At 63.9% G+C, this 16627-nt stretch carries 18 protein-coding genes; 10 read left to right on the top strand and 8 right to left on the bottom strand.

The features are described from left to right. Window positions 1-2 precede the first annotated feature (2 nt). Together ACE103_RS00565 and ACE103_RS00560 are read right to left on the bottom strand one after the other, a co-directional pair. The gene (locus tag ACE103_RS00565) at window positions 3-1127 is read right to left on the bottom strand and encodes a hypothetical protein (protein WP_375777930.1); all 1125 of its coding nucleotides are present in this window, start codon (window positions 1125-1127) and stop codon (window positions 3-5) included. A gap of 92 nt (window positions 1128-1219) precedes the next feature. Then, window positions 1220-1594 carry a response regulator gene (locus ACE103_RS00560; RefSeq protein ID WP_375777929.1) on the bottom strand — a complete coding sequence of 125 codons (375 nt, stop codon included), beginning with the start codon at window positions 1592-1594 and terminating at the stop codon, window positions 1220-1222. Window positions 1595-1793: 199 nt separating this feature from the next. Between ACE103_RS00560 and ACE103_RS00555 the strand changes: the two genes are divergently transcribed. Beyond that, complete coding sequence (locus ACE103_RS00555; protein ID WP_375777928.1) at window positions 1794-2558, top strand: Crp/Fnr family transcriptional regulator; 765 nt, start codon at window positions 1794-1796, stop codon at window positions 2556-2558. 70 nt (window positions 2559-2628) lie between these two features. Here the strand turns inward: ACE103_RS00555 and ACE103_RS00550 are convergent, their stop codons facing one another. Beyond that, entirely contained in the window at window positions 2629-4449 is a 1821-nt protein-coding gene (locus tag ACE103_RS00550; protein WP_375777927.1) for an adenylate/guanylate cyclase domain-containing protein, read from the bottom strand. A gap of 364 nt (window positions 4450-4813) precedes the next feature. Here ACE103_RS00550 and ACE103_RS00545 point away from each other — a divergent pair, with 364 nt between their 5' ends. The 7 genes from ACE103_RS00545 to ACE103_RS00515 all read left to right on the top strand — a co-directional run bounded on the left by ACE103_RS00545 (window position 4814) and on the right by ACE103_RS00515 (window position 11408). Continuing rightward, window positions 4814-5533: a prolipoprotein diacylglyceryl transferase gene (locus tag ACE103_RS00545; protein ID WP_375777926.1), complete on the top strand. Its 720-nt coding sequence runs from the start codon at window positions 4814-4816 to the stop codon at window positions 5531-5533. Beyond that, window positions 5514-6962 (top strand): radical SAM protein, encoded by a 1449-nt coding sequence (locus tag ACE103_RS00540; protein ID WP_375777925.1) that lies wholly within the window; start codon window positions 5514-5516, stop codon window positions 6960-6962. The genes ACE103_RS00545 and ACE103_RS00540 overlap by 20 nt, the downstream gene beginning before the upstream one ends. Next, window positions 6959-7207, top strand: coding sequence for a hypothetical protein (locus ACE103_RS00535; protein WP_223971091.1), 249 nt, complete (start codon window positions 6959-6961; stop codon window positions 7205-7207). Before ACE103_RS00540 ends, ACE103_RS00535 begins: the two co-directional genes overlap by 4 nt. 142 nt (window positions 7208-7349) lie before the next feature. Next, the gene (locus ACE103_RS00530; protein WP_375777924.1) at window positions 7350-7631 is read left to right on the top strand and encodes a hypothetical protein; all 282 of its coding nucleotides are present in this window, start codon (window positions 7350-7352) and stop codon (window positions 7629-7631) included. 102 nt (window positions 7632-7733) lie between these two features. Next, window positions 7734-7880, top strand: coding sequence for a hypothetical protein (locus ACE103_RS00525; protein ID WP_223971095.1), 147 nt, complete (start codon window positions 7734-7736; stop codon window positions 7878-7880). A gap of 289 nt (window positions 7881-8169) precedes the next feature. Then, window positions 8170-9996 (top strand): translational GTPase TypA, encoded by a 1827-nt coding sequence (gene typA, locus ACE103_RS00520; RefSeq protein ID WP_166213197.1) that lies wholly within the window; start codon window positions 8170-8172, stop codon window positions 9994-9996. Window positions 9997-10160: 164 nt separating this feature from the next. Then, entirely contained in the window at window positions 10161-11408 is a 1248-nt protein-coding gene (locus ACE103_RS00515) for a flavin monoamine oxidase family protein (RefSeq protein WP_375777923.1), read from the top strand. Window positions 11409-11499: 91 nt separating this feature from the next. Here ACE103_RS00515 and ACE103_RS00510 read toward each other — a convergent pair whose 3' ends face one another. From ACE103_RS00510 to ACE103_RS00500, 3 genes are read right to left on the bottom strand one after another with little or no spacing between them, the layout of a single operon-like run. Further along, window positions 11500-11907: a thiol-disulfide oxidoreductase DCC family protein gene (locus ACE103_RS00510; protein WP_375777922.1), complete on the bottom strand. Its 408-nt coding sequence runs from the start codon at window positions 11905-11907 to the stop codon at window positions 11500-11502. Next, entirely contained in the window at window positions 11904-13232 is a 1329-nt protein-coding gene (locus ACE103_RS00505) for an SDR family oxidoreductase (RefSeq protein ID WP_375777921.1), read from the bottom strand. Before ACE103_RS00505 ends, ACE103_RS00510 begins: the two co-directional genes overlap by 4 nt. A gap of 17 nt (window positions 13233-13249) precedes the next feature. Next, the gene (locus ACE103_RS00500; RefSeq protein ID WP_375777920.1) at window positions 13250-13717 is read right to left on the bottom strand and encodes a DUF2269 family protein; all 468 of its coding nucleotides are present in this window, start codon (window positions 13715-13717) and stop codon (window positions 13250-13252) included. Window positions 13718-14090: 373 nt separating this feature from the next. On the opposite strand from ACE103_RS00500, the gene ACE103_RS00495 reads away from it, so the two are divergent. Together ACE103_RS00495 and ppa are read left to right on the top strand one after the other, a co-directional pair. Then, a complete protein-coding gene (locus ACE103_RS00495; protein WP_092121284.1) occupies window positions 14091-14600 on the top strand; it encodes a GNAT family N-acetyltransferase in 510 nt (169 codons plus the stop codon). 165 nt (window positions 14601-14765) lie between these two features. Continuing rightward, window positions 14766-15296, top strand: a complete 531-nt coding sequence (ppa, locus tag ACE103_RS00490) for an inorganic diphosphatase (RefSeq protein ID WP_223971112.1) — start codon at window positions 14766-14768, stop codon at window positions 15294-15296. 95 nt (window positions 15297-15391) lie between these two features. On the opposite strand, the gene folD is transcribed toward ppa, so the two are convergent. Together folD and ACE103_RS00480 are read right to left on the bottom strand one after the other, a co-directional pair. Further along, window positions 15392-16276 (bottom strand): bifunctional methylenetetrahydrofolate dehydrogenase/methenyltetrahydrofolate cyclohydrolase FolD, encoded by an 885-nt coding sequence (gene folD / locus ACE103_RS00485; RefSeq protein ID WP_375777919.1) that lies wholly within the window; start codon window positions 16274-16276, stop codon window positions 15392-15394. 1 nt (window position 16277) lies between these two features. Beyond that, entirely contained in the window at window positions 16278-16613 is a 336-nt protein-coding gene (locus ACE103_RS00480; RefSeq protein ID WP_375777918.1) for a DUF167 domain-containing protein, read from the bottom strand. Between the last annotated feature and the right edge of the window lie 14 nt (window positions 16614-16627).

Below are 16627 nucleotides of genomic sequence, written 5' to 3'. Positions count from 1 at the left end.
GCTCAGCCCGGTTTGCCGGCCTTGATCTCCGCGAATTTGGCCAGCGCCTGTTCGAACTTGGGGCTGAACAGCCACATCGCATCGAGGATTTCGCGGAAGCTCGCAGATGTCCTTGCCCGGTCGACCCGGCCGAAGGCGAAGACGCTGTTGTTCCGCAGATATCCCATGATCCTGGGCTCGGAAATTCTGTAATTGACGAGGTCGCCTGATTTCAGCGCTGATCTGGTCGGGCTGGGAATGATCTGGATGAGCTCAAAGAGCTTCATCTGATCGATCGGATTGGGCAGGGCCTTTGCGATCGCCGGGACCTGCGGGAAAATATCCGCGTGCGCGTTCATCAGCGCATCGCGCACCGCGGTCCAGTGATTGAACCGGTGATCGAGATTGCCGATTCGCGCTTCTTCCACATCGTCGCGACCGCTCAGCGCAGGATCGAGGGCCGCGATCGATGGCTTGATGGCGGCCCACTTCTTTCGACCGTTGCGATCTTCGGACGGACCGGTCTGCAGGCTGCCCTTGTAGGTGTTCGACCGCGCATTTCCGGCATTTTGCCTGCCGTTTGTCTCGGCAAAGAACAGGCCGAGGCTGATCCGGCCGGCGACGGCGGCGTCAGCGACATCCAGACCCCTGGCGCGCGCGATCACCGTCGCGAGGTCGACCACGTCCTTGAATGGCGTCTCGGAGCTTTGCGCGGCGGCGGGCGGCGCCTCCATCACGTCGAACAGCTTCCGGTACTCATCGAGCAGCGGCTCATTGTCGGCGTCGAAATAGGCCGGAGGGATCCCAAATCTGTTGGGTTTTCCAATCCTGGACGGAAGCGCATCGGTGAGATCCTTGTAGGCGCTCATCATCTCGACACGGGCAAGGTAGACGGCCTGGCCCGGCAGGTCCGGCAGAGGCTGATGGGAATCGATCTGCGCGCGCCGCTGGCGCAGGATCGAGACGAAGTTCTTCAAGGCAACGTCGTAGGCCTTCAGCGCGACCGATTGCTCGCTCGTGAGTGCGGCAGGCTCGGCACTGGCCTGAGACACGAAGCTACCGACGACGGTCGAGGCGAGCGGCGGCGCGAGCAGCAGCCCGAGAGATAGCGCCGCTGCGGACGCAGCGGCAGATGTCCTGATCGCCATGACGGCTTCCCAAGGCCGGTGCGTCGCCGAATCCGACAGGCGGATGGTAGACGACGAACGCGCCGACGGCGAGGCCGAAGCCTGGCGATCGGTCAGTGCCCATTTCTCAGCGCGGCTTCGAGCGCTTCGCTCGAACACGGCTTGGTCAGCCGCGGCTTGCCGACGAGCGATGCCGGCAGCCTGATATCGGCGCCATAGCCCGTGACGAACGCGAACGGCACCTTCAGCGCATCGAGCCGTTCGGCGATCGCGAAGGTCATCTCGCCCCTGACGAGGCCGACGTCGAGCAGCGCGAAATCCGGCGCGCGCTCGGCGATCAATTCGAGCGCGCGGGCAACGTTCGCCGCGGTGCGCACCGTCCGGGCGCCGAAGCCCAGGATGGTGTCCTCGAAATAGAGCGAGATGATCGGATCGTCCTCGACCACGAGAACGTCACCGGGCATGCCGGCATTGGGGGCGGATTCCATGGCTCGGTGTCCATTGCTTCGATGATGGATGAGAGACCGGATCAGTCCGGCCGGATGGCCCGCGACCGGCGCCCGAAAGCACGCCGGCTGTTCCCGGAATGAAACCCATCACATCGCAAGCTGCCGCGTCTGTTCACTAGTGCACATAAAAGTGGGAACTTTTTCAGTATGGTCGGCGTTGGGTCGTCAGGATTTTCCAATGATTGCCAAACGGACCGATCTGGCCGGGACGAACGACCGGCCATTCAACAACCTGTTGCGCCGGCTGAATGCCGCCGACTACGAGCTGATCGCGCCGCACCTTGCGGTGGTCGAGGCGGCGGCCGGCGACCTGCTCTACAATCCCGGCGACGACGTTCAGATCGTGCATTTCCCATGCGGGCCGAGCCTTGCGTCCTACATGGTGGCCAATGAGGACGGGCGCGATGTGGAGACCATCCTGGTCGGCCGCGAGGGCGCGGTCGGCGGCATCGTCAGCCAGGGATTCCTGCCGGCCTATACCCGCATCACCGTCAAGTTTGGCGGGCCGTTCGTGCGGCTGCCGATCAGCAGGCTCGATGCCGCCAAGCTGAAGTCGATCTCGGTGCGCAACATCTTCGCGCGCTATGCCGACTGCATGCTGGCGCAGATCTTCCAGTCGACCGCCTGCAATGCGATCCACTCGATCGAGCAGCGCGCCGCGAAATGGATCATCTCGGCGATCGAGCGCACCAATGGCGACGGCGTGGTGCCGCTGACGCATGAGCAGCTCTCGACCTTGCTCGGCGTCGGCCGCAGCTACACCAGCCGCGTGATCCAGAACTTCAAGGCGGAGGGCGTGCTCGACACGCGCCGCGGCGCGATCGTGATCCGCGACCCGGACAAGCTCAAGCTGCGCTCCTGCCTGTGCAACGAGGCGGTGAAGGATCATTTCGAGGAAGTGCTGCGCGGGGTGTATCCGAGCGAGGACAATCCGACGAACTAGGGCGCGTACTCATAAACGTCAGCTTCCAGTCACAAAACAGAAGTTGCCCAGTTCGGTCGTCATAGGCGGCTTATAACCCATCTCCGACATCACACCCCTCCGGCACCCCGGCTATGCGCATGCCCTCACAAAGGCGCTCTTGTCCGGCGAGATAAATAGGATTGTCGCTTATTTTGGCGACGCGCAAGCGGCGGATCGTAAAGCTTGGGTTGAGCGCAAATCCCGCTTTCGCAGCTGTTCGCGCCTCATCCAGCGCGCCGAGCAAGCCCAAGGCAGCGGCGAGCGAAAAATGGGCGGGAGCATGAGTGCGGTTAGCCTCAATGCTTCGTCGCAGCCAACTGACGGCTTCGGTATCCGCACCGATATGTAGTTTTGCCACGCCCACAAACCGCATCAACCGGTTGGCAACGAGATCGCGAGGGGACAGACGGAGAGCCTCGAATACGTGGCCTTCAGTCTCGGTAGGACAACCCATATAGAGTTTGGCTAAACCAATAGCGCCATGAGCATAAGCCAAATTGCGATTAAGCGCTAATGCCTGGTCGCATTCGGCAATCCCTTGTGCGGCGCGGTTTGTGTTAATGTACACGAGAGCCAGTATCAGGCGGGCCATTGCAGCGTTGGGGGATATTGAAAGTGCTTTGATCGCGTTCGCTTCGGCTGCCGAAAGGAGCGCGGCCCCTTCGTCCGTTAACAGGTCGGCTCCCACGGTTAGATCGACGTTTGCCATGCCGATCAACGCCCAAATCGCTCCGACCCCTCGGGGATCGATCACCAAGGCACGCTCAAAAAAGCTGCGCGCCCGGGTCGCGTGCTCAAGTGTCGGTCCCTTGTAGAAACAAGCAGTACCCTGAAAGAACAGGTCTACTGCGTCGGGATGCGGCGACCGCTCCGCTGTTCGTGCCTCGGCTACAACGAGCTGGGCACCTAACGAGTTGGCGAGCCTCGATACGATTTCGTCCTGCATGTCGAAAAGATCGGCGACAGGCTTTTCGAAGCGCTCGGCCCAAAGATGTTTGCGGCTTTCGGCATCGATGAGCTGCACGTTCACTCGAAGCCGCTTGCCGCTGAGCTGCACGGAACCTCCAAGCACGTACCGGACGTTCAGCTCGCGACCGACTTGCCGTACGTCGATTGTGTTGCCCTTGTACGAGAACGCGCTGTTCCGGGCGATTACGAACAAGCCACCGATGCGCGACAAGTCCGTTGTTAAGTTCTCGGTTACACCATCGACGAAATAGTCTTGTTCGGGATCGCCGCTGAGGTTGGCGAACGGCAGCACAACGATGGAAAGACGAGGCGGCGAAAGGGCGATCGATTCCGTGCGATTGGACCGTGTCGTTAAGCCGAGTTCATCCCAGATCACGGCATAGGTCCGGACCGGGCGGGCGATGTTTTTGAAGTTCTGGTCGCCCAAATCGGCGAACTGAACCCCCACCTTGCCCCTTACTTGATCGTAGGCAGAAGACGAGATGCAGATGCCGCCAGCCTCTGCGATGCCCTCGAGCCGCGCCGCGATGTTAACGCCGTCTCCAAATATGTCATGGGCCTCGACGATGACGTCGCCGATGTTGACGCCCACTCGGAAGGAAACGCGCCTGTCTTCCTTCTCGTGGATTGAAAGTTCCTTGATGCGGGTCTGAAACTGTACGGCGGCTCGGACTGCCTCAACTGAGCTTGTAAACTCCGCCAAGAATCCATCGCCGGTGTTCTTCACGATACGTCCACCGTGTTCAGCGATTGCTGGCACAACAGCGTCCGCCAAGAGCGCAGTCAATTTGGCGTGTGTCGGCTCTTCGTCATCGTGCATGAGCCGCGAATAGCCAGCCACATCGGCGGCCAATATCGCAGACAACCTGCGCTCGACAGGGAATGGCCGCTCCTGCACCATGGCTCTCACCCCAACCGACGAGATATTGTACGACGGATCGGGTGACCGGGCCACACTGCTAATGTCGCCTGATGGCCCTTAGCGGACGCTCACTTGGGTGTCGTTCGACGCCTGCTTTGGAGGGCCATCCGGACCTCGCGATTCCCTGCACATGCGGGGAACGGATTTATGAGTACACGCCCTAGGCTGGCACACGGCTCACCCCGCTCCGCTTGCGGGTGAGGGGGTGCGGGTCTCATCGCGGTCGCGGAGGCAGCCCCTCACCCCAACCCTCTAAGAGCGAGCTACGCTCGTCTCGACCCGTGGGAACGGGGAGAGGGAGAACCTATATCGCCCAACGCGAAATTCGCGCTACACTCGCCTCATGAGTGGGGCTGAACTTCACGCCGTTTTCGACGTCGCAGCATGGTGCGCGGCCGCCGGGGCGATGTGGTGGCTGTCCCGGGTGCGGGGGCTGCAATTCCCGCGGCAATCGTTCGAGCTGACATATATCGCCGCGCTGGTGTTCGGCGCCGGCATCGGCGCCTACATCTTCGGCACGCTGAACCTGTGGTTCTCGGGCATGTCCGGCATCGCCCGCTCGGTCGAGGGGGCGCTGGCCGGCGGCATCGTCGCGATCGAGCTCTACAAATGGCTGCACGGCATTTCACTGCGCACCGGGGCGCGCTTCGCGCTGCCGCTTGCGATCGGCGTCGCGGTCGGCCGGCTCGGCTGCTATTTCGCTGGCCTCGAGGATTTCACCTATGGCACGCCGACCACGCTGCCCTGGGGCCACGATTTCGGCGACGGCATCCTGCGCCATCCGGTGCAGCTCTATGAAAGCCTGGCGATGGCGGCGTTCGCCGCCTTCTATGTCCGGGCCGTTTTGAACCGCAACGCCGCTGTCATCACCAATGGATTCTACCTCGTGCTGTTCTACTACGGCCTGCAGCGCTTCGCATGGGAGTTCATCAAGCCCTACGGCGCGCTGATCGGCCCGTTCTCGCTGTTCCACCTGCTGTCGCTGTTTGTCATGGTTTATGCCGCCGTCATGCTGGCGACGGCCCCGAATGTGAGTGTGAAGCATGAACGCGCCGCTGCGTAAGTCCCGCCCTTACATCTTCTGGGGCCAGACCCAATCGCTTTGCGAAACCTGCCTGACCCTGGTGCCGACCAAGATCCAGATATCAGGCAACGAGGTCTGGTACGAGAAGCGCTGCAAGCAGCACGGCGTGCAGTCGACCTTGGTCTCGACCGACCAGGCCTATTGGCGGCTGTGCAAGGATTTCATCAAGCCCGGCGACCGGCCGCTCGCGTTCCAGCGCCACACCGAATTCGGCTGCCCCTATGATTGCGGGCTGTGCCCCGATCACGAGCAGCACTCCTGTCTGGCGCTGATCGAGATCACCGAGCACTGCAACCTGACTTGCCCGGTGTGCTTTGCCAATTCCTCGCCGGCGCGGACCAGCTTCACGCCGCTGGCGAAGATCGAGAAAATGCTGGACGCGCTGGTCGCAAGCGAGGGCGAGCCCGATTTGGTGCAAATCTCCGGTGGCGAGCCGACGCTGCATCCGGATTTCTTTGCCATTCTGGATGCGGTGCGCGCCCGCCCGATCCGCCACGTCATGATCAATACCAACGGCCTCAGAATCGCGCGCGAGCCGGACTTCGTGGCCAAGCTCGCCGAGAACAAGCGCGGGCTGGAGGTCTATCTGCAGTTCGATTCGCTCAAACGTGACGCGCTGGTCAACCTGCGCGGCGCGGACTTACGCAAGATCCGCCAGCAGGCGCTGGAGAATCTCGAGCGTGAGGGCGTCTCGACCACGCTGGTCGCGACCATCAAGCGCGGCGTCAACGACACCGAAATCGGCGACATCGTCCGTCACGCGCTGACCTGGACCTGCGTCCGCGGCGTCACGCTGCAGCCGGTGCAGGACGCCGGCCGCAACGAGGATTTCAACGAGGACACCGACCGCATCATGCTGTCGGAGATCCGCCAGCGCGTGATCGAGACCGGAGTATTCGGCGCTGACGACATGATCCCGCTGCCGTGCAATCCCGAGAGCATCTCGATCGGCTACGGCCTGCGCAACGGCGACAAGGTGCTGCCGCTGACCTCGCTGATCCCGCAGGAGCAGCTCATCGCCGTGATGCCCAACACGATCAGCCCGGAGAAATATCCGGTGCTGCGCGAGAAATTCGTCGACCTGTTCTCGCTCTCGTCGGGGCCGCTGAACACCAGCGAGCGGGTCTGCGAATTGCTCTGCTGCCTGCCGAGCTTCGAGGTGCCGGACGGCCTGACTTACGAGAACGTGTTCCGCGTCACCATCGTGCAGTTTCTCGATCGTTTCAATTTCTGCGTCGGCAACGTCAAGCGAAGCTGCATCCACTTCGTCACCGAAAGCGGCGCGATCATCCCGTTCGACACCTACAATCTGTTCTATCGCAATGGGCTGATCGACGGCATCCGTGCGCGCCTGGCCGGGCAGACCTACCTGGAGGCACGGCTGACGGAGGAGGAGGTGCCAAGGTGAGCGATACCGGCGCGTCCCCCTCGCCTCCGTCACGCCCTCCGGCGCAGCGCAACGGCTGCGTGACCGCGCTGATGATCGTCGCTGGCGTCATTCTGCTGCTGCCCGGCCTCTGCGCGCTGCTCTTCGTATTTGCCGGCATCGCCAAGACGGCGTCTGATGATCTTCAGTTCGTCGCCGCCTGCCTGCTTGTGGCGTGCTTCGGCGTGGCCCTGATCTGGTGGGCCATCCGCAGACCTGGCTCCTAGAGCGTTTTCGAGCGAAGTGGATACCGGTTCGCGTGAAGAAAACGCGTCAAAACAACAATCTAGAGCCCCGTTCCGATTCAATCGGAACGGGAAAGGCTCTAGGTACGGCTCGCGTCACGAACCCACTGGTGGACCAACTGCCATGAGCGAGACCAATCCCCCTCCCGTGCCGCCTGCACCAGCGCAGTCGCCAGGGACGGACCTCCCTCCGCCGCTCCCACCGCGACGTGGCGGCTGCGCCACCGCGTTCATGGCGCTGTTCGGGTTGTTCCTGTTGCTGCCCGGGCTCTGCGCCCTGCTGTTCGGGTTCGGCGGCCTGACCGAATCGAGGCCAGATCCCTCCGTCTTCTTCCTGATCCTGCTCGGGCTCGCGGTCTGCTTTGCCGGCGTGATGCTGGTCCGCGCCGCGATCAAGGGCAGCTAGAACCACCCTTGATGAACAACGTTGATTCACCACTGCCGAACAGGGCCCCTGGAACCGCATTGGCGCAACGGCTGCCTGACCGCTTTCATGCTGGTGGTAGGGGTGCTCCTGCTGATCCCCGGCGTCCTCTGCGTCGTCATCAGCGTCGCGATGGGGCCCGGAGCCAACGTCAATCCGGCTACCATCATCGTGGTCTGCCTCGCTTTTGCCGGGCTGACATTGATCCTCCAGGCGCTTTCTCGGAAATGACGCCGGATTCGACCCGCAAAAGCCCCTTAAAACCGGGTTCCGGAGCGAAAATCAGGCACTTAAACCGCCAATAAACCGTTGTTTTTTGGCGTTTTCTGACTATATTGCGCCGCAACGCGCAAGGTGCCCGGTCCTCTGACCGGGCTTCCTTTTTGGGGTGATGCGTCCCCGTCAAATTTCTTGGGTATGAGCGTGATCCGGGCCCCGATTGGGCCACGTGAGCGAGCGGCCGGCCAAACTGGTCCGGCGAGATCGCGCATCTAACCATTGCACGACCAGAAGAAGAGCCATGAACCTTCGTAACGTCGCCATCATCGCCCACGTCGACCACGGCAAGACCACGCTCGTCGACCGCCTGCTGCAACAATCCGGGACCTATCGCGAGAACCAGAAGGTCACCGAGCGCGCCATGGACTCCAACGATCTGGAGCGCGAGCGCGGCATCACCATCCTGGCCAAGGCGGCCTCGGTGCAGTGGAAAGATACCCGCATCAACATCGTCGACACCCCCGGCCACGCCGATTTCGGCGGCGAGGTCGAGCGCATCCTCAACATGGTGGACGGCGCGCTGGTGCTGGTCGATGCCGCCGAGGGCCCGCTGCCGCAGACCAAATTCGTGGTGTCGAAAGCGCTCAAGGTCGGACTGAAGCCGATCGTCGTGATCAACAAGGTCGACCGCCCCGACGCACGCCCGACCGAAGTCATCAACGAGGTGTTCGACCTGTTCGCCGCACTCGATGCCTCCGAGGAGCAGCTCGACTTCCCGATCCTGTACGGGTCGGCCAAGCAGGGCTGGATGGGCGACAGCCCGGAAGCTTCGCATGACGCCGGCATGCAGCCGCTGTTCGACCTGATCGTGCGCCACGTCGCGCCGCCGAAGGTCGAAGAGGGCCCGTTCCGCATGATCGGCACCATCCTCGAAGCCAACCCCTATCTCGGCCGCATCATCACCGGCCGCATCTCATCTGGCTCCATCAAGCCGAACCAGGCCGTGAAGGTGCTTGGCGCCGACGGCAAGACCATTGAGCAGGGCCGTATCACCAAAATCCTCGCCTTCCGCGGCATCGAGCGCACCCCGCTGGAGGAAGCCGACGCCGGCGATATCGTCGCGATCGCGGGCCTCACCAAGGGCACCGTCGCCGACACCTTCTGCGATCCCAGCGTCGAGGCGCCGCTGACCGCGCAGCCGATCGACCCGCCGACGGTGTCGATGTCGTTCATCGTCAACAACTCGCCGCTCGCCGGCACCGAAGGCGACAAGGTGACCTCGCGCATGATCCGCGACCGCCTGCTGCGCGAGGCCGAGGGCAATGTCGCGCTGCGCGTCGTCGAGGCCTCCGACAAGGACTCCATGGAAGTCTCCGGCCGCGGCGAATTGCAGCTCGCGATCCTGATCGAGACCATGCGCCGCGAGGGCTTTGAGCTCTCGGTGTCGCGCCCGCGCGTCGTGCTGCAGAAGGACGAGGCGACCGGCGCCTGGCAGGAGCCGATCGAAGAGGTCGTGATCGACGTCGACGAGGAGCATTCCGGCGTCGTCGTGCAGAAGATGAGCGAGCGCAAGGCCGAGATGATCGAGATGCGCCCGTCCGGCGGCAACCGCCTGCGGCTGGTGTTCTACGCGCCGACCCGCGGCCTGATCGGCTACCAGGGCGAACTGCTCACCGACACCCGCGGCACCGCGATCATGAACCGCATTTTCCACGGCTATGCCGCCTATAAGGGCGAGATCCAGGGCCGCCGCAACGGCGTGCTGATCTCCAACGACCAGGGCGAGGCGGTTGCCTACGCCATGTTCAAGCTGGAAGACCGCGGCCCGATGATGATCGAGCCGGGCTGGAAGGTCTACAAGGGCATGATCGTCGGCGAGCACACCCGCGACAACGACCTCGAGATCAACGTGCTGAAGGGCAAGCAGCTCACCAACATCCGCACCACCTCGAAGGACGAAGCGGTGCGCCTGACGCCGCCGATCCGCATGACCCTGGAAAAGGCGCTCGCCTATATCGAGGACGACGAGCTCGTCGAGGTGACGCCGAAGTCGATCCGGCTGCGCAAGAAGCATCTCGATCCGAACGAGCGCAAGCGCGCCGAAAAGGCCAAAGAGGCTGTAGCGTAAGCCCAATCTGTCGTGCCCCGGCTTGACCGGGGCAATCAGTACGCCGCGGCCTATCGGCTCGATCTCCCCTGTCTCTGGAATACTTGATCACCCGGTTTCGCGGGTGATGACAGTCATGCGCGTGGTGACTTCAGGCGTCTTTCCAGACGTGCTAGAGCCGGGACATGAGTTCCCTCCCTTCCACGGTCGATGTTGCCATCATCGGCGCCGGCGCCGCCGGCCTCGGCGCCGCGCATGCGCTGAAGGGCACCGGCCTTTCCACCATCGTCCTGGAAGCCCGCGACCGTCTCGGCGGCCGCGCGCATACGATCCAGGCCGCGCCCGACGTGGTGTTCGACGTCGGCTGCGGCTGGCTGCATTCGGCCGACCAGAACAGCTTTGTCGGCATCGCCGAGCAACTCGGCTTCGAGCTCAACAAGGACCTGCCGCCGTGGCGCGAGCGCGCCTACGGCAAGGCGTTCCCGCAGGCCGATCGCGACGCGTTCATGCTTGCGCTCGACCAGTTCTACGAACGCATCGAGCAGGCCGCGCGCGGCGACAAGGATGGCTCAGCCGATCGCTATCTCGAGCCCGGCAACCGCTGGAACCCGATGATCGATGCGATCTCGACCTATGTGAATGGCTGCGAGCTCGACCAGCTCTCGATCCTCGACTTCGACGCCTATGAGGACAGCAACGTCAATTGGCGCGTCAGGCGCGGCTATGGCGCGCTGGTCGCAGCCTATGGCGAGCAGGTATCGGTCGCGCGCAACTGCGAGGTCCGGCTGATCGATCACGCGGGCCCGCGCCTCCGCATCGAGACCTCGCGCGGCGCGCTTGAGGCGGACAAGGTCATCGTCACCGTGCCGACCAATCTGATCGCCATTGAGGCGATCCGCTTTTCGCCCGCGCTGCCGGACAAGCTCGATGCTGCGCGCGGCCTGCCGCTCGGCCTTGCCGATAAGGTGACGCTGGCGCTCGCCGAGCCCGAGGCGCTGCCCAAGGAAGGCAATCTGCGCGGCGCCACCATGCGCACCGAGATGGGCACCTACCACATCCGTCCGTTCGGCCAGCCCTGCATCGAGGGCTTCTTCGGCGGCCGTTTCGCGCGAGAGCTCGAAGACGCCGGCGACGGCGCCATTGCCGCGCACAGCATCGACGAGATCGTCTCCTTCCTCGGCAATGATTTCCGCCGCAAGCTGAAGCCGCTCAGCGAATCCCGCTGGGCCCACGACCCGTTCGCCCGCGGCTCCTACTCGCACGCATTGCCCGGTCACGCCGACAAGCGCGCCGTGCTGGCCGCACCGGTCGACGGCCGGCTGTTCTTCGCAGGCGAAGCCACTTCGCCGCATTTCTTCTCGACCGCGCATGGCGCGCGGGACAGCGGAGAGCGGGCGGCGAAGGAAGTGTTGGCGGCTTTGCCGCGCAAATAGCAGCATCGTCATTGCGAGCGGAGCGAAGCAATCCATCTCTCCGCTTGTGGCAGTATGGATTGCTTCGCTCCGCTCGCAATGACGGCGAAAACTACTCCAGCACCCTCGCCCGCATATCGGCATCCGGCACGAAACACGTCTCGTACTTCCCGAAGATCTTGTAGCGGTTGCGGGCGATGAGGCTGTAGACCGCGTCGCGCAGCGGCTTTGGGACTGCGAACAGCGCGCGGGTCCAGCGCCAGCCGGGGAGATGGCTCAGCACCGTCAGCGCCGCGTCCGACTTCATCCAGGCGATGCCGTCATGGACCACGGCGTTGGTGTCGGGATCCTCGGAGTCGATGCCGAAGGTCTTTGCCAGCCGCGTGCCGTAGTCGGACTGGATCGGCGTGAAGCGGAAGCGGTGCGCTGTGTCGCGAGCGACGACGAAGCGGACCCAGCGCGAGCAGAAGATGCAGACGCCGTCGTAGAGGATTACGTCGTCGTCGGGCCAGCGGCTCATCGATTATCCAATGTCAACAGCGCCACCAGCATCAGCACGATCGCGGGCCCGGTCTTCACCAGCGCGCCAAGCGGCTCGATCCAGAGATCGGGCGTCAGGATCGCAGATCCGGCCATGTAGCCGAGCGAGGCGACGATGCCTGCAACAAGACCAAACGCCGCGGTGCGGCGGACGGCGATCAGCACACCGATGCTCATGTCCATCAGGCTGGTCAGCACCGTCACCGGCCCGACCAGGGCAGGCGGGAAATGGTGCGCGCTCAGGATGCCGGTTGCGGCGTCGTAGGAGATGACCAGCGAGATGAAGCCGGACGCGACCCAGAACAGCACCAGGCTTGCGAAGATCAGCGCCTTGGTCAGGAACAGCCGCGCAAACCATTTGTCCTGAACGGTGGCGGGGCGCCCGCCAACCACCTGCGCGATGGTCTGCGGCACAATGCCGGTTGCTTCCATCCAGGCCGTGGGATCGCCGGTGACGCCGCGGCGCAGCTCGGCGATCGCATTGGAGCGCAGCGGCGGCATCCACCCGAGGCGGCTCGTGAGATCGCCGAGACGGGCGCCGAGACCGATCAGGAACGGCGGCGTCGGAAGTCGAAAATGTTTTGCCGTGCCGAACGACCAGCGGAACTGGGCGATGACGCCGCCGAGCGAGATCGGCTGCGGCTGCATCAAATCCCATGTCACCGATCGCACCGCCTCGTCGGCGACGTCGCGCGAAGCGAGCCAGGCGATGGTGGCGGCGATATCCTCGACCGCGACCGGCTGAAACGGCGTCGCCGCCTCGTCGGCCGGCAGATCGACCGGCAGCGCCGCCAGCGCGCGCAGCATGGCGCTGCCGCCATTGGCCGAAGGCGCGATGACAAAGCCCGGGCGCAGGATCGCATGCGCGATCCCGGACGCCGCGATCAGCCGTTCGGCCTCGCGCTTGGTGGTGCTGAAGGCCGTGCGATCCTCACTAGCCGCGCCCGGAATCGAAATATGCACGAGACGGATGGCGCGATGGCTGTCGCTGATCGCTTGCAGCAGCCGCGCCACGAAGTCGCGATGCACCGCGCTTGTGTCGCTGCCGGGACCATCCTGCAAAACACCGAGGCAATTGACGACGATGTCCGCCTCCTGCGTGCGAAGCAGCTGCGCCAGCGCCGCAGCATCCATCGACATCACGGGAAGCTCGAGGTCGGCCGCACTCATCTTCTGTGCTGGCGTGAAATGCCGCGCGATCCCGATCACGTGAAAGCCGCGCGCCCTCAGATCGTCGGTGACATAGCGACCGATCAGGCCCGACGCGCCGAGCACGAGGATATTGTGTGATGCATCGTCACTCATGGGAGCCGGATCATGCTCTAAAAAGGCTTCGCAATCATCAGCCACAGGATGATCATCACCGATCCGAAACCGGGAATCCCGAACAGGAACCAGCGGCGAAACAGCGCATCGTAACGCGGCGGCAGCGGAAGACCTTTTTCGGCCGCCGCCTGCGCGAGATCGCGCATCTCCCTCTGCATGAAGATGACAGGAATCCAGAACAGGCCGGCCAGCGCGTAGAGCGCCAGTGAAACCAGCAGCCAGCGCTCGGTCAGGCTCGTGGCCGACAGCATCATGAGCAGTCCGCCGCTCACCGGCTGCAGCAGCACGGTGCTCAGCGTGAAGATCATGTCTGCGACCACGACGGTTGCCGCCGTGCGCGCGATGAAGGCCGCATCGCGCGTGCGATGCGCCGCCAGCATGAAGAAGGCGATGCCGGTCCCGGTGCCGAGGATCACGATGGCGCCGAGCACATGCAGGTATTTGATCAGGAAGTAGAGCGTCATCGCGGTCCGCTCGTGATCAGGCCGGTCTCGGCGCGTACAGATACCGCCGCTGCCATAGGCCGGACGCGCGCGGAAATCCACTGCGGCGGCGCAGAAGCAGAACGCGCGATGCACCCGCGTTGCGCCTGGATTCGCTCGCAAAATTCCTGCGACGAATCAGCGCCGAACGGCCTATTTCCGAGCTGCGGCATTGTCATACAGCGCTCGCGATCCACGCTTTGCACAGGCCGGGATCGGCGATCGGTCCCGCGAACCCGGCGAGTGTCCTCTTTCGGTACAAGTTTTCATGACACTGATGCAGAAAATCCACACGTTAACCGATAATTAACGATGGACCTTGAAGGCGGCCCTCCGACTTGCTTTGATTACAAGCATGAGCACAACGCTAATCGAGGTCCGGCCGGCCAAAGCTGCAGACGCAGCCTCGGTGGCGTCTACCCATGACGAAGCCTGGCGCTCGGCGTATCAGGGAATCATCCCCGGCGCCGAACTCGAAAAGCTGATCAATCGCCGTGGCCCGCAGTGGTGGGACAGCGCCATCCGCAAGGGCAGCCGCGTCAGCGTGCTGGTGTTTGGCGACAGGATCGCGGGCTACGCCAATTACGGTCGCAACCGCGCCCGCAGCCTGCACTTCGAAGGCGAGATCTACGAGCTCTATCTGCGGCCGGAATTCCAGGGCCTCGGCTTCGGCCGGCGGCTGTTCGCCGCAGCCCGCCGCGACCTCCTCCAGAGCGGCCTGAAGACCATGGTGATCTGGGCGCTCTCCGACAACGAGCCGGCGACCGAGTTTTACCGCGCGCTGGGCGGCCGCATGGTGGCGCGCTCCTCGGAGCGGTTCGGGCCGAAGTCGCTCGACAAGGTCGCTTTCGCCTGGACCAACTGAAAATCCTGCTTCTCTCGCAGCTGCAGCAAGGCTAAACAGCCTGAGCGTTTGCGCGCGACGGCCAGCCCGGCTCCCAAGGCCGGGCTTGAAGCTGTTTTGCGGCCTGGCGGCGCCAAGCAAGAAATCCCATCGTTCTCAACTTCCAAAGGCCACGCGGAGCAATCCATGCGTATCGACGCCATATCGATCGGAAAAAACCCGCCCCACGACGTCAACGTCATCATCGAGGTTGCCGTCGGCGGCGAGCCCATCAAGTACGAGATGGACAAGGAGGCCGGCACACTGGTGGTGGACCGCTTCCTCTACACGCCGATGCGCTATCCCGGCAATTACGGCTTCATCCCGCACACGCTGTCGGGCGACGGCGATCCCTGCGACGTGCTGATCGTCAACACCCGCGCGATCGTGCCGGGCGCGGTGATGAGCGTCCGCGTGGTCGGGGTGCTGCTGATGGAAGACGAGGCCGGCGGTGACGAGAAGATCATCGCGGTGCCGTCGTCGAAGCTGACCCAACGCTACGACAAGGTGCAGAACTACGACGATCTGCCCGACATCACGCTGCAGCAGATCCAGCACTTCTTCGAGCACTACAAGGATCTCGAGAAGGGCAAGTGGGTCAAGGTGCTGCGCTGGGGCGACGCCGAGGAAGCCCGCAAGCTGATCCTCGAAGGCATCGAGCGCGCGAAGAAAAAGTGACGGCGTAGCCGTCATTCCGGGGCGATGCGTTAGCATCGAGCCCGGTATCTCGAGATTCCGGATTCGCGCTTCGCGCGCTCCGGAATGACGGCGGACTACACCGCCGGCGCCGGCAGGCCGGCAATCGCGCAGGCGGCGCGCAGCGTGTTGACCAACAGGCACGCCACCGTCATCTGCCCGACGCCGCCGGGCACCGGCGTGATCGCCCCGGCGACATCAAGCGCTTCCTGGAATGCGACGTCGCCGACCAGCTTCGGCTTGCCGCCGGGCACTGGAATGCGGTTGATGCCGACATCGATCACGGTCGCGCCGGGCTTCAGCCAGTCGCCACGCACCATCTCGGGCTTGCCGACCGCCGCATAGACCAGATCGGCCTGTGCGCAGAGTTTTGGCAAATCGCGCGAGCGCGAATGCGCGATCGTCACCGTCGCGTTCTCGTTCAGCAGCAATTGCACCAGCGGGCGGCCGACCAGATTGGAGCGGCCGATCACGATCGCGTTCATGCCCTCGAGCGAGGGGTGCACGCTCTTGGTCAGGATGATGCAGCCGAGCGGCGTGCACGGCGACAGCGCGGCGAGGCCGCCGGCGAGCCGGCCGGCATTGTTCGGATGCAGGCCATCGACGTCCTTGGCCGGGTCGATCGCATTGATGATGGTTTCGGTGTGCAGCGATTTCGGCAGCGGCAGCTGCACCAGGATGCCGTGCACCTTCGGATCGCGGTTGAGCTGTGCGATCAGCGCCAAGAGATCGGCCTGCGACACATCCTCCGGCAGCTTGTGCTCGAACGAGGCCATCCCGGCGGCCTGGGTCTGGGTGTGCTTGCTGCGGACATAGACCTCGCTCGCCGGATCATGGCCGACCAGCACGACGGCGAGCCCTGGCGTCAGCGCATGGTCGCGCTTGACGCGGGCGACCTCGTCGGCGACGCGGGCGCGAAGCTCAGCGGCGATGGCTTTTCCGTCGATGATGCGGGCAGTCATGTCAGTCCTTCGTTTCCTGATGCGGCCCGGCCGCCGTCAACTTCCGCAATGTTTCGCCAAGCCCCTTCGGGTCGCCGTCGACCGCCACCTGCTTCAGCCGCGAGGTGGCGCCGGACAGCAGCTTCACCCTCGCCTTGGGCACGCCGAGCGCCTTGGCGAGCAACTCGGTCACCGCGCGGTTGGCCTCACCGCCCTCGGCAATGGTGCGGACCCGCACCTTCACCACCGAGCGGCCATTGGCCAGCGTCTCGATCCCGTCGATGTCGTCGCGGCCGCCACGCGGCGTCACGCGCAGCGCGATGCTGATGCCCCCGGTGGAATAGCGCCAAGGATCCATCAGCCCTCGCGCAG

Source organism: Bradyrhizobium sp. ma5 (assembly GCF_042258955.1).
Classification (GTDB): Bacteria; Pseudomonadota; Alphaproteobacteria; order Rhizobiales; family Xanthobacteraceae; genus Bradyrhizobium.
The sequence above is the reverse complement of the archived record's forward strand: the minus strand, read 5'-3'. Positions and strand labels throughout refer to the sequence as shown.

Coding starts and splice junctions, on each gene's coding strand:
- ACE103_RS00565 (WP_375777930.1), bottom strand. CDS start 1,127: ATGGCGATCAGGACATCTGCCGCTGCGTCCGCAGCGGCGCTATCTCTC.
- ACE103_RS00560 (WP_375777929.1), bottom strand. CDS start 1,594: ATGGAATCCGCCCCCAATGCCGGCATGCCCGGTGACGTTCTCGTGGTC.
- ACE103_RS00555 (WP_375777928.1), top strand. CDS start 1,794: ATGATTGCCAAACGGACCGATCTGGCCGGGACGAACGACCGGCCATTC.
- ACE103_RS00550 (WP_375777927.1), bottom strand. CDS start 4,449: ATGGTGCAGGAGCGGCCATTCCCTGTCGAGCGCAGGTTGTCTGCGATA.
- ACE103_RS00545 (WP_375777926.1), top strand. CDS start 4,814: ATGAGTGGGGCTGAACTTCACGCCGTTTTCGACGTCGCAGCATGGTGC.
- ACE103_RS00540 (WP_375777925.1), top strand. CDS start 5,514: ATGAACGCGCCGCTGCGTAAGTCCCGCCCTTACATCTTCTGGGGCCAG.
- ACE103_RS00530 (WP_375777924.1), top strand. CDS start 7,350: ATGAGCGAGACCAATCCCCCTCCCGTGCCGCCTGCACCAGCGCAGTCG.
- typA (WP_166213197.1), top strand. CDS start 8,170: ATGAACCTTCGTAACGTCGCCATCATCGCCCACGTCGACCACGGCAAG.
- ACE103_RS00515 (WP_375777923.1), top strand. CDS start 10,161: ATGAGTTCCCTCCCTTCCACGGTCGATGTTGCCATCATCGGCGCCGGC.
- ACE103_RS00510 (WP_375777922.1), bottom strand. CDS start 11,907: ATGAGCCGCTGGCCCGACGACGACGTAATCCTCTACGACGGCGTCTGC.
- ACE103_RS00505 (WP_375777921.1), bottom strand. CDS start 13,232: ATGAGTGACGATGCATCACACAATATCCTCGTGCTCGGCGCGTCGGGC.
- ACE103_RS00500 (WP_375777920.1), bottom strand. CDS start 13,717: ATGACGCTCTACTTCCTGATCAAATACCTGCATGTGCTCGGCGCCATC.
- ACE103_RS00495 (WP_092121284.1), top strand. CDS start 14,091: ATGAGCACAACGCTAATCGAGGTCCGGCCGGCCAAAGCTGCAGACGCA.
- ppa (WP_223971112.1), top strand. CDS start 14,766: ATGCGTATCGACGCCATATCGATCGGAAAAAACCCGCCCCACGACGTC.
- folD (WP_375777919.1), bottom strand. CDS start 16,276: ATGACTGCCCGCATCATCGACGGAAAAGCCATCGCCGCTGAGCTTCGC.
- ACE103_RS00480 (WP_375777918.1), bottom strand. CDS start 16,613: ATGGATCCTTGGCGCTATTCCACCGGGGGCATCAGCATCGCGCTGCGC.